Here is a 12,837-nt window from a genome sequence, read left to right on the forward strand (position 1 = left end):
TGGGCGTCGCGGCACTGTATATAATACCAGTATTTTCTTGAGCGGTTGCAATGCAAATGTTGGCGGGTGGCCGGCCCGTTCGACTATAATCGCTGTTTGCGCACTACATAAACAGCCCGCTTGAGGCGGCCGCCGTTACTCAGGAGTTTTATACATGGCATCAGTCAACAAAGTCATCATCGTCGGCAATCTGGGTCGCGACCCGGAAATTCGCTACATGCCCAGCGGTGACGCGATCGCCAACATTGCTGTGGCGACATCGTACAAATCCAAGGACCGCAACACCGGCGAGCAGAAAGAGCTCACCGAATGGCACCGCATCTCGTTCTTCGGCCGCCTGGCTGAAATCGTCGGCCAGTACCTGAAAAAAGGCTCGTCGGTCTACGTCGAAGGCCGCCTGCAGACCCGCAAGTACACCGACAAGGATGGCGTCGAGAAATACGCGACCGACATCATCGCCGAGCAGATGCAAATGCTGGGCGGCCGTCAAGGCATGGGCGGCGACGCCGGCATGGACGACGGCGGCGGCTACGAAGCCCCGCCGCAGCGCCAGGCCCCGGCTCCGCGCCCGCAGATGGCGGCGCCGGCACCGGCTCCACGCCCGGCCCCGCGCCCGGCGCCGAACTTCTCGGACATGGATGACGACATCCCGTTCTAAAGCGTACCTGCTGCAACGCCCTACACCAAACCCCATAACTCCCGTAGTTATGGGGTTTTTTGTTGGTGCGCCCAGCATGGGCGCACGCTGTCTTATGTGATACGATAATTCTATTCGGAATACTATTCATTTTAGTATTCAGAAATTGATTCTCGCCTATGGAAGACAGCTGGGATTTTTCTATTCGCTGAATTTTGAAAATATCGTGGCTAAAATCCAAAACATTGAAAAATTGCAACATTTTCTCAAGAATGGGCCTGCAAGAACGTCTTCCATTCTGAGGGAACTTGACATCAGTCAACCCACTTTCTCCCGTCTATGGGCATCAGCCCATTTGCTCCCGCCGCGCGAGCGAATTGAGTTCTCCCGGTAGCTATTGGGGGGCGCTCGCCATCCGATACCTCGTTGCGGATTGATAAATCTTGTACCCGGTTCGTGTCTTCAACGACACAAAAGGCCGCCTATCGCCGAAGAATAGTGCTCAGCAGAACGAAATATTCCCAGAATCTTTTCCCACCGCTTTATGCTGAACCACTCGCAACCATCACTCACAGGTGAGGGCCTTGTTCCAGCTGGAGATACGCTACGACTCGGACATCGGCACGATCGAGGGCAAGACGCGGCCGCTGTTCCAGGGCCAGCGCCGGGTCGGCCTGCAGGGCGCCCTCGGCACCGTGCGCCTCGGCTGCGGCCTGACCGCGTTGCGGGACTCGTCCAGCGCGTTCGAGCCGTGGCGCGGCGTGCCCAGCACGGCGGGCTTCCAGATCGACCTGACGGTGGCGGGCTACACCAGCCAGCCGCTCGATTTCCACGGCGCCGGCATCTTCCACAAATTCTGATCGGACCCCATCATGAGACACCCTACCTTCCGCCGCCTGTCCGCCTGCCTGGCCATGCTGGCGCCGGCGCTGGCCATGGCCGACGACAAGATCACGCTGAGCTTCAACGAGCGCCCGCCCTACCTGGTGGCCGGCGCCGACGGCTCGGCGAGCGGCCTGACCGGCACGCCCGCGGCCGAGGCCTTCCACGCCGCCGGCATCGAGGTCGCGTGGAGCAAGGTGCCGCCCAACCGGCAACTGGTGGTGATCAAGGAGGGCGGCCCCAATTGCGCGATCGGCTGGTACAAGACCGCCGAGCGCGAGCAGTTCGCCAAATTCACCAAGCCGATTTATCGCGACAAGCCGACGGTGATCATCGCCCATCCCAAGTTCGTCGCGGCCGAGCACGCCAAGCTGGGCGAGATCCTGGCGGCCCAGGGCGTGCGCGTGCTGGTCAAGGAGAATTTCAGCTACGGCCCGTACATCGACGCCGCGCTGGACAAGGTGAAGGCCGCGCAAACCAAGTCGAACGGCACCTCGACCCAGATGCTGCAGCTGGTGAACGCCCATTCCGTCGACTTCATGTTCGCCTCCGAGGAGGAGGCCAGCTACCTGGTGGAGCAGTCCGGCATCGGGGCGGGCAACTTCAAGCAGATCAGGATGCCGGACGTGCCCGCCGGCGACGAGCGCTACATCATGTGCAGCAAGGACGTTTCCGATGACGTCATCGGCAGGCTGAACAAGGCGATCGGCGCGAAGAAGAGCAAAAAATAGCGGCGCCATGTTGCGCGTCCTGTTCCTGTTCCTGTGGCTGTTGCTGGCGCCGGCGTGCCGGGCCCAGGGCCCCGTGGTCCTGTACTACAACGAACGCCCGCCGTACCTGATGAGCGCGCCGGACGGCGGCGTGCACGGCCTGACGGCGGACCCGGCGGCCGCGGCGTTCGCCGACGCCGGCGTGCCGGCGCGCTGGATGCGCATGCCCAGCAACCGCCAGCTGGCGCTGCTGCGGAAGGGCGGCCAGCGCTGCGCGGTCGGCTGGTTCAGGAACGCCGAGCGCGAGCGCTACGCCAAGTTCACGCTGCCGATCTACCGCGACCTGCCGCTGGTGGCGGTGGTGCGCGACGAGTTCGCCCTGCGCGGCGCGGCCACGCTGCGCCAGCTGGTCGCCATGCCGGGCCTGGTGGTGCTGGTGAAGGAGCAGTATTCCTATGGCGGCTATGTCGACGCCGCGCTGGCCGAGACCCGGCCGGTCCGGACCGCCACCACCGCCGAGAGCATGGCGATGGTGGCGATGATCGGCGCGCACCGGGCGGACGTGGTGTTGCTGGCCTCGGAGGAGGCCGACTATCTGCTGCGGCGGGCCGAGCTGCGCGACAAGGGCCTGCGCGTGCTGCGCCTGAGCGACGTGCCCACCGGCGAGCGGCGCCACATCATGTGCAGCAGGGATGTCAGCGACGACATCGTGCGCCGGCTGGACAAGGAGATCCGGCAGAAGCCGGGCGGGCCATGACCTGTACAATGAACGCCGGTTGAACGTTCTCGGGTGGTGTGACGATGCGCTGTATCCTTTTGCTGATGGCCTGCCTGCTGGGCGTCGCGCGCTCGGCCGAGCTGGTGGTCATGGTCGACAGCACCGCCAACATGCCGATGGCGCGGGTCGAGGACGGCCGGCTGGTCGACGGCGTGCACAAGGACATCGGCGAGATCCTCGCGCGCCACATGGGGCGCCGGGCGCGCTTCGTGATGCTGCCCCGTAAGCGCCTGGAACGCGCGCTGCAGAACGGCGAAGCCGACCTCCTGTGCGCCTACATGCCGGAGTGGCTCGGCGGCGATTATCTGTGGAGCCGCGTCGTCTTCACCACCGAGGAGGTGCTGGTGACCGACGCCAGCGTGCCGCCGGTGCGCGCGCTCGGCGAGCTGCGCGGCCGGCCGGTCGGCACCATCCTGGGCTATTTCCATCCCGAGATGGAGGCGCTGCTGGGCAAGGACTTCGTGCGCGACAACGCGCCCAACATGGAAAGCAATATGGCCAAGCTCGGGCACGGCCGCGTGCACCACATCCTGATCACGCGGGTGGTGCTGGACTACTACCAGCGCCTGCGCCAGCCGCCGCTGCTCATCCATCCGCCGCTGCCGGTGATGTCCTTCGCCACGCGCTGCGCGGTGTCGCGCAAGGGCCATGTGGCGCTGCGGGAGATCGACCAGGCGATCGGCCGGGCGGCCAGGGACGGCAGCCTGGCCGCCATGCTCACGCGCTTTCGCTAGCGCACAACCAGGGGAGGACGCTTGCGTCACACATCGATAGCGCGCCAGGTGGCGCTGGTCAGCTACGGCACGCAGTTCCTGCGCGGCCACGCGGAACTGGAGGACTGGTACCGCCACGGCATCTTCTTCGGCGCCCGCCTGCAGTTCCGTGCGCCGGACGGCAACGCCCTGCTGGCCGACGACTTCACCTGGTGGCTGGGCATCCTGCGGCGGTGCGGCGCGCTGCGGCTGTCGCTGCACCTGCCGGCCGAATTCGACCTCGACACCGAGCGCACCATCCTCGGCGGCGGGTACGCGGTGGCGGTGCATTTCGCCGACCGCCACGAGATCTGGATCGTGGGGCGGGAGCGCGCCGCGTGGCACGCGCATCCGCTGCTGCCCGACGACGGCCGCCACCCGGCCTTTCCGAACGCGGCCCACTGGGGCGGCGAGCTCGATAACTATTGGCGGGTCGCCGAGCGGCCGGGCGCGCTCGAGGTGCCCGACACCGACTGGAAGCAGCTGGCGGCCGCCATCTCGGCCGATCTCGCCATCCGCGTGCCGTCCAGCCTGGTGCCGGCGGGGCCGCTGTTCCTGCCCGGCGGGGAGCCGGCATCGTGGGAGAAGCTGCCGCTGTTCGCCAGGTCGGCGGCGGCCGCGCCCGCGCACCATCTGCTGGCGACGCTGTATGCGGAACAGGCGAGGTTGGCCAACGAGATGAACCCGAAGAACGAAAACAGCGCCTTCCAGCACATGGACGAGGCCGGCGCCGTGGCGCTGGAGAACTGGGGCCGGCGCCTCGACAGCTGGATCATCGAGGCGGAGCTGCGCTGCGCCAACGAGTGCCGTTCCAGCGCCATCCTGGAACGCGGCGCGCCGCCGACGCGCCTGCACCGGCCGGTCCGAGGTGCCGCCGCCGGAGCGGCCGCCGGCTGGCGACGCCGGGGGCGCGGAGTCCGCCGCGCCGGTCGCCGGCAGCGGCGGCATCGGCACATGGCGCGACCGGCTGGCCTTCGCCGTCGCGCTGGCGGCGGGCTGCCTGTTCGTGGTGGCCTGCGCCCACGTCGTCGTCCGCTTCCCATGGCTGGCGATCCTGGTCGGCGCGCCTTACGCGCTCTACGTCCACTACAAAAAGCGCGACTGAGCGCGGCGCTTCAACGCGGCAGCGTCCGCTCGACATGGACGCGCGCCAGCGCGAACGCCTGCCGCAGCACCGCCAGGTCGCCGATGTGATTGGACAGCAGCAGGATCAACTGCTCGCTCAGCATCCGGCTTTGGCGCGCGTCCAGGTCCCGGTGCGAATCGCTGAGCATCTCGTAGAAATCGTCGTAGTCGTCCAGGTTCTGGCCGAGGTTCAGTGGCAGGTCCATGGCGGCTCCTAGGCGGTCAGCAGGCGGCCGGCGGCCAGGTCCCACAGCGTGCGGACGGCCAGCACCAGCACGGCGGCCGTCAGCAGCGACAGCAGCAGCGCGGCGATCCACTGCAGGCCGGCGCCGCCGACCGCGCCGGCGTACATCAGCGCGGCGTTCGACAGCGCCGCCAGCGGGAAGCCGATCGCCCACCACGCCGGCGAGAACGGCGCCGGCCGCGCGGCCAGCCGGCAGGCGACGATCACGAACAGGAACAGCGCGAAGTAGAACAGCAGCGCCGCGAACATGTCCACCCGGCGCACCAGGTTGACGTAGGCGATGAAGCCGACCGCGAACGGCGCCACCAGGATCATCTTGGACGGCCGCATGGGCGCGGCCAGCGGCGCCTGGTGCACCAGCCGCGAGAAGATCAGCACGAAGAACACCAGCGCGCTGCCGCCGCCGACGGCGGCCGCCAGCAGGTTGACCTCGTGCGTCCAGCCGGCCGGCAGCGCGCCGCCGGTCACCACGATGTCGAGGCTGCCGACGCCGGCGATCAGCCAGGCCGGCACCACGCTGGCCGGCGCGGCGTCGCCGTTGAGCAGGCGCGAGACCATGACCGCGCTCAGCGCCAGCGTGGCCGCCGCGCCGACGCTCCACACCACCAGCTGGGCCGGCGCGCTGTAGCCGCCGATCACGCTCGACAGCAGCAGCACGCTGATGCCGACCGTGCCGAAGAAGCTGCCGCTCACCGGGTGCGCGAATTCCTGTTTGACCAGTTCGGGATGGCGCAGCAGCTTGGCCAGGTAGCACGGCGCCAGCACCGCGAACAGCGCCAGCGCGGCGACGCCGAGCGCGTTCGGCACCGCGTCGCCGGTGCCGTAGGTCTTGCCGGCCAGGCGCCAGGCCAGCGCCAGCCCGGCCACGCTCATCACGGCGCCGAACAGGCTGACGGGCAGGTGGCGCACGGACGGCGTGGCGCGCGCGGCGGCGGGGGAGGATCGGGCGGTTTCCATCATGACTCCAGGGGTGGTTTGCGTGCGGCCATTCTGCCCCGGCGCCGCCCGCCCGCGCGCGCCCTGGCCCAAAAGCGACGCCGGATGTCCCCAAATCCGCTAAGCAGTCCGGCCCTGGTCGCCGGCGCGGCAGCGTTCGCGGTACAGCCTGGGCGTGGTGCCCAGCTGGCGCGCGAAGATCATACGCATCCGGGCGGCGCTGCCGAAGCCGCAGCGGAAGGCCACCGTCTTGAGCGGCACGTCGGTCTCCTCCAGCAGCTTGCGGGCGACGTCGATGCGCAGCTGGTCGACGAACACCGACGGCGTCACCTGCGCGTGCTTGGCGAAGACGCGCGAGAAGGTGCGCCGGCTCACGCCCACCGCGTCGGCGATCTCCTCGATGGTCAGGGCGTCGCCGATGTGCTCGGTCACGTGCCGGAGCACCCGGGCCACCAGCGAGTCCGCGTCCGGGCCGGCCGCCAGGTAGGGGCTGTACTGCGACTGCCCGCCGTCGCGGCGGATGTAGACGATCAGGCGCTTGGCCACCTTCATGGCCAGCGCGTGGCCCCAGTCCTCGGCCACCAGCGCCAGGCACAGGTCGATGCCGGCCGCCACGCCGCCGCAGGTGAACAGGTTGCCGTCGCGCACGAAGATCTTGTCGGGCCGCACGTTGGCGCCGGGGAACTGGTCGGCCAGCCGCCGCGCGTGGTCCCAGTGGGTGGTGACCTCGCGCCCGCCCAGCAGGCCGGCGTGCCCCAGCAGGAACACGCCGTTGCACACCGCGCCGTAGCGGCGGGCGCCGCGCGCGCGCCGCCGCAGCCAGTCGACCAGGGCCGGCTCCGGCCGGTAGTCCGGGAAGCGCGGGCCGCCGGCCACCAGCAGCGTGTCGCTGTCGGCGTCGTGGTCCAGGTAGCCGCGATGGACCTTGAACTCGATGCCGCTCGAGCATGCCACGCCGTCCGGGCGGCCGCCCACCAGCGTGACGGCGTAGCGCCGCGCCTCGGGCAGGAAGCGGTTCGCCTCGGCGAACACGTCCAGCGGACCGGCCACGTCCAGCGCCTGCACGCCATCGAGCACCACCAGGGTGAGTTTCATCGCCGCCGCCCGTTCAAATCCCTCATGATAGGCCAGACCGCGCGGGAACGTGGCCGCCCGGGGCGCAACGGATTTGCAACAGCGCGACGATCGCCTGTTCAGCTGCAAGCGACTTCGTGTAATACTGGACCGACACGAGTTGGCTACGGGGGCAGTGCCATGTCCGCATCTGAAACACGACCGGTCGCCGCGGGCGACGGCGAGGTGGCCGCGGCCGAGCCGCTGCTGCAGCTGCTGCGCGCCTGCCTGATGGCGCACGAGATGCCGCAGCACGCGGCCACGCTGCGCCAGCTGGCGGCGCGCCGGCTCAACGGCTCGCAGGCGCTGGAGCTGGAGGGGTTCGCGCTGGTGGCGCGCGCGGCCGATCCGGCCTGCGCGGCCGACGCCCTGCTGCTGCCGGCCCGCGCGCTGCAGCTGCGGGCCCAGACCGAGCAGCATCCGCTGGCCCAGGCCGCCGCGCTGCGGGCGCTGCACGCGGTGCAGACGCGGCTGCGCCTGCACCACGCCGCGCTCGACAGCCTGGCCCGGGCCGCCGAGCTGTACGCGCGCTGCGCGCTGCCGCGGCTGGCGGCCCAGATGCGCGCCGCCCGCTGCCGCGTCCTGCTCGGCGCCGAGATGTACCCGGAATTGCTGCAGTTCTGCGCCGCCGCGCTGGCCCGGCCGGACGAGCTGAGCCCGGCCATCGACGTCATGCTGCTCGACAGCGCCGCCTCGGGCGCCTACTACCTGGCGCTGGAGGAGGCCGACGAGGACGCCGCCGCGCCGCTGTGGCGCGACTGCCTGGCGCGGCGCCAGCTGGTGCTGCGCCGCACCCGCGAGTACGGGCTGGCGGCGCAGGAATGCCTGGCGCTGCTCAACCTGGCCGTGGTCAGCGCCAGCTGCGGGCAGGCCGGCGCCTGCCGCGACCACCTCGGCCAGCTGCACGCCAAGTTCGGCCGCGACGGCTACTGGACGCCGTGGGCGACGCTGTCGGCGCTGCTGGCCGACTGCGCCGACGGCGACCCGGCGCGCGCCTGGGCCGCGCTGCGCGCCTACGAGGCCGGGCTGGACGCCGACACCCCGCACGGCCCGCGCCTGCGCGAGATCACGCTGCACGCGCTGCGCCGCTACGGCCGGCGCTGGGGCCACATGGAGGCGGCGCTGCAGGCCGCCATCGGCCAGGTGGCGGCCGAGCGCGGCCAGAAGCGCGCGCTGTGCGCGGCGCTGGGCGAGACGCTGAGCGCGGTCATGGAGCGCCCGCAGCTGCTGCACCAGAACGCCCTGCTGGCGCAGCACGGCACGGTGCTGGAGAACTCGCTGATGCAGCGCAATCAGGAACTGGGCGAGGCGCTGGCCACGCTGCGGCGCGAGGTGGCGGTGCGCCAGGCCGCCGAGCAGGCGCTGCAGGCCGCGCACGACCGCCTCGAGCAGCAGGTGCGCGAACGCACCGACGCGCTGGGCCACGCGATGCGGGCGCTGATGCAGCAGGAGAAGCAGCTGGGCCTGTCGCGCATGGTGGTCGGCATGGCGCACGAGCTCAACACGCCGCTGGGCAACGCCCGGGTGGCGGCCAGCGCCGTCACGGCCCAGGCCGAGGCGCTGCGGCGCGGCCTGGACGCCGGCCGCCTGCGCCGCAGCGAGGTGGCCGGGCTGCTGGCCAGCGTCACGGTGGGCGGCGCGCTGGTCGCCCGGGCGCGGGGCCAGATCGGCGGCCTGGTCGAGCGCTTCAAGGGCCTGGCCGGCCAGCCGACCCACGAGCCGGCCAGCCGCTTCGACCTGGCCGAGCGGCTGCGCCACTGCGCCGGCGTGTGGGAGCAGGGCTTGCGCGCGCGCGCCGTCACGCTGACCCTGGCGCTGCCGGAGCGGCTGTGGCTGCACGGCTATCCGGACGCCTGCCAGCAGGTGTTCCAGCACCTGATGGACAACTGCCTGCTGCACGCCTTCGCCGGGCGCGCCGGCGGCGCCATCGTGGTCGAGGCGCGCGCCGCCGACGACGCCATCCACATCGACTGGCGCGACGACGGCGTCGGCATCGCGCCCGAGCATGTGTCGCGGGTGTTCGAGCCGTTCTACACCACCCAGCTGGGCCTGACCGGGGCCGGGCTCGGGCTGGCCAGCGTGCACAGCATGGTGGTGGGCCTGATGCGCGGCCAGGTCGCGCTCGACAGCGCGCCGCGGCGCGGCACGCGGGTGTCGCTGAGCCTGCCCAGCGGCGGGGACGCGCCGTGAGCGGCCGGACGGTGCGGGCCTCGACGCTGCGACGGTCGCTGGCGCGGTCGCTGGCATGGACCTTGGCGCTGGCGCTGGCCTGGGCGCCGGCAGGCGCCGCGCCGCCGGCGCCGCTGCGCCTGCTGGCGGCCGACCTGCCGCCGTACGCGGTGGCGCCGGGCGGCGACAGCCCCGGCGCGCTGGTCGAGCTGGCGCAGGAGATGGCGCGCCGCGTGGGCGCGCCGGTCACGCTGGCGTTCTATCCGTGGCAGCGGGCGCTGGCGCTGACCGGCGTGCAGCCGCGCACGCTGGTGGTGCCGCTGACCCGCACCCCCGAGCGCGAGGCGCAGTACCGCTGGCTGGTGCGGCTGCGCCGGCAGGACTTCGTGTTTGTCGGCCGCCGCGGCGGCGGCGTCGACCTGCGCGACCCGGCGGCGCTGGCGCGGCGGCCGGTGGCGGTGCTGCGCGGCTCGCCGCACAAGCGCCTGCTGGAGTCGCTGCACTTCGGCGCGGTGGCCGAGTGCGCGTCGGTGCGCGAGTGCATGCGCATGGTCGGCAAGGGCGTGGTGGACGCCACCTACGGCGGCGAGGACATCCACCGCCACGCGGCCCGGCTGGACGGCTTCCGCGAGGCCGACTTCGACTTCGGCCCGGTGTTCCGCAGCGGCGACATCTGGCTGGCCGGCTCGCGCGACATCGGCGAGGACGAGGGCCGCGCCTGGCGCGCCGCGCTCGACGCCATGCGCGCCGACGGCACGCAGGCGCGCCTGCTGCGCAAATACGGCCTGACGCCCAACTGAGGCGCGGCCGCGCCTACTTCGGCCGCGCCCGGCGCGCCTGGATTTCCCTGATCAGCTTGAGCTCCTTGTCGCTGGCCTTCTCCAGCAGCGCCGCGTGCCTGCGGCCCTGCTCGGCGTACGCGGCCACCTCGGGCGGCACCGGCGTGTCCGGATGCAGCTGGTAGGCGAGCCACGCCGACAGCAGGCACAGCGCCAGCGTGCCGGCCGCGTAGGCGCCCAGCCACAGGCCGGTCCGGCCGCGCGCGCGGTGCAGCGCCTGGCACACCTGGGCCGCCTCGCCGGTGGCGGCGCGCAGCTGGCCGACCAGCCCGGCCACGGCGGCGTCGGCCGCCTCGGTGGCCGCGCGCGCCGCCTCGCGCCCGGTCGCCTCCAGCCGCACGGCGGCCTGCGCCTCGATGCGCACCGCCTCGGCGATGCGGGCGTCGATCTGGTTCAGGCTGATGTGGGCCATGCGGACCAGCTTGTCGCAGCCGGCGATTTGCTTGGAAAAGTTCTGCAGGTCGGCATGGAAGCGGTCGACCAGCGCGCCGTGGGCGTCGACCTTGTCGTTGAGCGTGTTGAAGAAGTCGCCTTGCGATGCGGCGGGCTGCTCGTCTGGATTCATGCGCTGCCTCTCGATAACCGGGAAGCCCTATTGTAGTTTCAAGCGGCGGCCTTGTGGGGCCGGCCATGGCCGGCCGCCGCCGCCGTCCCACCTAGCCGCCGATGGTCAGCGTCAGCGCGCTGCCGCTGTAGCTCGGCGTGGCGCTGCGGCCGTCGACCTCGATGGCGGCGAAGCGCCCGCTCAGGCGGCCGGCCGTCAGCACCGTCAGCACCTCGCCCGCCTTGGGCTGGTAGCCGCCGGCGAACTTGATGTGCAGCGTGCCGCCGGCGATCACGGCGTCGCCGGCCACCGCCAGGCTGCCGCGCGCGCCGCCGCCCAGGTCCAGCTCCAGCGTGGTGGCGCCGGCCAGCTGGGTGTAGCGGCCGGCCAGCCTGAGCGCGGCCGGGGCGTTGGCGATCAGCGTGCCGCCGCCGACATAGACGTCGCCGCTGCCGAAGGCGGCGGCGCTGTCGCCCGCCAGCGCGCCGGCGGCCAGCTCGGTGCCGCCGCTCCAGCTGTTGTTGCCGGCCAGCCTGAGCGTGCCGCTGCCCTGCTTGACCAGCTTGCCCGTGCCGCCGATGTCGTTGCGCCAGCGGTCGGCCGCGTGGAAGCCGCCCTGGCCGCGTCCATCACCAGCACCACGTTGCCGCTGAAGGCGCCGTAGCCGTCGGCCGCGGCGAACAGGTTCAGCCTGCCCCAGCCCTCGGGGTCGTCCATCACCGGCGCGCCGGACGGCAGCGCCGTGGTCTTGAGCACCGCGCGCCGCTGGGCCTCGCTCAGGTAGGGCAGGCGCGTCTCCAGCAGCACCTCGGCGCCCTTGGGCACCACGGCCGGCGCGCCGGGGCGCCGACGGCCGGCAGGCCGTGGTGCTGCGGCGCAGGTAGTTGGCCCGGTTGAGGTCGTGGTCGGCGAAGCGGTCGCCGCCCGCGCCCGACTGCGCGTAGGCCAGGAAGCCGTCGGCCGTGGTCGAGGTGGCGGCCATCAGCGTGGCGTGCGCCTGGGCCACCGCCGCGCTCTTTTTCGCCGCGTTGGCCGGGTCGGCCAGGTTGGCCGCCACCACGGCGGTGGCGTGGATGCGTCCGCTCAGCACGTCCAGCGGCGAGTGCATGCCGGCCCAGATGCGCGCTTCGCCCAGCTCCAGCCCGCGGCTGATCAGTTCCTGGTAGCGCTCCGGCAGCGCGTACGCCATCGCCAGCGCGTCGCGCATCGCCTCGGCCGCGTGGCCGCTGGTGAAGCCGCCGTCGGTGGCCGGCGTGGAACTCTTGGCCGGCACCAGCGCCGGCAGCACCTGCACCGCGCCGCTCCAGCGGTAGGGGCGGGCGTACTTGTAGAAGCGCTTGGCCGGCTCGGTCGAGCCGTTGGTGCCGACCAGGTTGACCAGGTCCACCACCGCGCCGAAGCCGGGGTTGGCCGCACCGCCGACGCCGGTGTTGTTGCCGCCGTCGTTGTACAACCTGGTCGTGGCGTCGTCGGCGACGGCGGTGATGGTGGTGCTCTGCTGGGCGGCCGCGCGCCAGGCCGCCGTCAGCGGGCCCAGGCCGTCGGTCACGCTGTAGCCCTTGGCGCGGCGGTCGTCCAGGTAGGCCTGCAGCGCCTGCGCCGGCGTGCGGGCGGCGGTGGCGCGCACCACGTAGTCGATGTTGGCCGCGTGCACGGCGGCGTTGACCACGGTGCCGCCGTCGCTGCCGTCGTTCGGCACGCCGGACCAGGCCGAGGGGACCACCGCCGGGAAGCCGGCCGCCGCGTCGGCGCCGACGCCGGCGTCGACGATCTCGGTGAGCGGCTTCCACACCTGCAGGAAGCCGCCCAGCACGCGCACGCCGGCGTTGGTCGCCAGGGTGGCGTAGCGGGCGTCGCCGCGCTGGTTGCTGGCGGCGGTGTCGACGAAGGCGGCGACGGCCGGCACCGCCACCACCTCGGCCGCGCCCTGGTCGGCCGGCGCCGGCGGGATCGCCAGCACCTGGTCTTCGGAGCCGGCGCCGCAGGCGGCGAGGGCGAGGGCGATGCTGGCGGCCAGCAGCAGCGGGCGGGCGGGGAGGCGGTGCATGGGCGATTCCTGGAATGAGATGAAGGAGGCCATAGAGTAATGACGTCGTATGACATGCCAA

The 12,837-nt window shown here is 71.7% G+C and carries 12 protein-coding genes and 1 pseudogene; 8 read left to right on the forward strand and 5 right to left on the reverse strand.

All coding sequences use genetic code 11. From position 1 onward, the window contains the following. Positions 1-154 precede the first annotated feature (154 nt). From ssb to HUX88_RS13625, 6 genes are all read left to right on the forward strand, one after another. A complete protein-coding gene (ssb, locus tag HUX88_RS13600; protein ID WP_117015390.1) occupies positions 155-658 on the forward strand; it encodes a single-stranded DNA-binding protein in 504 nt (167 codons plus the stop codon). A gap of 554 nt (positions 659-1,212) precedes the next feature. Next, positions 1,213-1,497, forward strand: coding sequence for a hypothetical protein (locus tag HUX88_RS13605; RefSeq protein WP_217916321.1), 285 nt, complete (start codon positions 1,213-1,215; stop codon positions 1,495-1,497). A 12-nt stretch (positions 1,498-1,509) separates the two neighbouring features. After that, a complete protein-coding gene (locus HUX88_RS13610) occupies positions 1,510-2,250 on the forward strand; it encodes an ABC transporter substrate-binding protein (RefSeq protein WP_176362104.1) in 741 nt (246 codons plus the stop codon). A 7-nt stretch (positions 2,251-2,257) separates the two neighbouring features. Further along, complete coding sequence (locus tag HUX88_RS13615) at positions 2,258-2,986, forward strand: ABC transporter substrate-binding protein (RefSeq protein WP_176362105.1); 729 nt, start codon at positions 2,258-2,260, stop codon at positions 2,984-2,986. Positions 2,987-3,030: 44 nt separating this feature from the next. Then, positions 3,031-3,741, forward strand: coding sequence for an ABC transporter substrate-binding protein (locus HUX88_RS13620; RefSeq protein ID WP_176362106.1), 711 nt, complete (start codon positions 3,031-3,033; stop codon positions 3,739-3,741). A gap of 21 nt (positions 3,742-3,762) precedes the next feature. Further along, on the forward strand, positions 3,763-4,953 hold the full coding sequence (locus HUX88_RS13625; protein ID WP_176362107.1) for a hypothetical protein: 1,191 nt from the start codon (positions 3,763-3,765) through the stop codon (positions 4,951-4,953). Here the strand turns inward: HUX88_RS13625 and HUX88_RS13630 are convergent. From HUX88_RS13630 to HUX88_RS13640, 3 genes are all read right to left on the reverse strand, one after another. Further along, a complete protein-coding gene (locus HUX88_RS13630; RefSeq protein WP_117015417.1) occupies positions 4,875-5,084 on the reverse strand; it encodes a DUF2783 domain-containing protein in 210 nt (69 codons plus the stop codon). The genes HUX88_RS13625 and HUX88_RS13630 overlap by 79 nt on opposite strands. A 14-nt stretch (positions 5,085-5,098) precedes the next feature. After that, positions 5,099-6,088, reverse strand: coding sequence for an SLAC1 anion channel family protein (locus HUX88_RS13635; RefSeq protein ID WP_176362108.1), 990 nt, complete (start codon positions 6,086-6,088; stop codon positions 5,099-5,101). A 96-nt stretch (positions 6,089-6,184) separates the two neighbouring features. Continuing rightward, entirely contained in the window at positions 6,185-7,159 is a 975-nt protein-coding gene (locus HUX88_RS13640) for a GlxA family transcriptional regulator (protein ID WP_176362109.1), read from the reverse strand. A gap of 159 nt (positions 7,160-7,318) precedes the next feature. Here HUX88_RS13640 and HUX88_RS13645 point away from each other — a divergent pair, with 159 nt between their 5' ends. Both HUX88_RS13645 and HUX88_RS13650 read left to right on the forward strand, forming a co-directional pair. Further along, the gene (locus HUX88_RS13645) at positions 7,319-9,367 is read left to right on the forward strand and encodes a sensor histidine kinase (protein ID WP_176362110.1); all 2,049 of its coding nucleotides are present in this window, start codon (positions 7,319-7,321) and stop codon (positions 9,365-9,367) included. Beyond that, complete coding sequence (locus HUX88_RS13650) at positions 9,364-10,146, forward strand: transporter substrate-binding domain-containing protein (protein WP_176362111.1); 783 nt, start codon at positions 9,364-9,366, stop codon at positions 10,144-10,146. Before HUX88_RS13645 ends, HUX88_RS13650 begins: the two co-directional genes overlap by 4 nt. 13 nt (positions 10,147-10,159) lie before the next feature. Here the strand turns inward: HUX88_RS13650 and HUX88_RS13655 are convergent, their stop codons facing one another. Together HUX88_RS13655 and HUX88_RS13660 are read right to left on the reverse strand one after the other, a co-directional pair. Beyond that, the gene (locus tag HUX88_RS13655) at positions 10,160-10,750 is read right to left on the reverse strand and encodes a hypothetical protein (RefSeq protein WP_117015380.1); all 591 of its coding nucleotides are present in this window, start codon (positions 10,748-10,750) and stop codon (positions 10,160-10,162) included. Between the two features lie 91 nt (positions 10,751-10,841). Further along, positions 10,842-12,776: pseudogene (locus tag HUX88_RS13660) on the reverse strand (phosphatase PAP2 family protein). Positions 12,777-12,837: the final 61 nt, after the last annotated feature.

The organism is Duganella sp. BJB1802 (assembly GCF_013369445.1).
Taxonomy (GTDB): domain Bacteria; phylum Pseudomonadota; class Gammaproteobacteria; order Burkholderiales; family Burkholderiaceae_D; genus Rugamonas; species Rugamonas vulcania_A.

What these genes read in the sequence shown, in the direction of transcription:
- ssb (WP_117015390.1), top strand. Translation starts at nt 155, where the DNA reads ATGGCATCAGTCAACAAAGTCATCATCGTCGGCAATCTGGGTCGCGAC.
- HUX88_RS13610 (WP_176362104.1), top strand. Translation starts at nt 1,510, where the DNA reads ATGAGACACCCTACCTTCCGCCGCCTGTCCGCCTGCCTGGCCATGCTG.
- HUX88_RS13615 (WP_176362105.1), top strand. Translation starts at nt 2,258, where the DNA reads ATGTTGCGCGTCCTGTTCCTGTTCCTGTGGCTGTTGCTGGCGCCGGCG.
- HUX88_RS13620 (WP_176362106.1), top strand. Translation starts at nt 3,031, where the DNA reads ATGCGCTGTATCCTTTTGCTGATGGCCTGCCTGCTGGGCGTCGCGCGC.
- HUX88_RS13635 (WP_176362108.1), bottom strand. Translation starts at nt 6,088, where the DNA reads ATGATGGAAACCGCCCGATCCTCCCCCGCCGCCGCGCGCGCCACGCCG.
- HUX88_RS13640 (WP_176362109.1), bottom strand. Translation starts at nt 7,159, where the DNA reads ATGAAACTCACCCTGGTGGTGCTCGATGGCGTGCAGGCGCTGGACGTG.
- HUX88_RS13645 (WP_176362110.1), top strand. Translation starts at nt 7,319, where the DNA reads ATGTCCGCATCTGAAACACGACCGGTCGCCGCGGGCGACGGCGAGGTG.
- HUX88_RS13655 (WP_117015380.1), bottom strand. Translation starts at nt 10,750, where the DNA reads ATGAATCCAGACGAGCAGCCCGCCGCATCGCAAGGCGACTTCTTCAAC.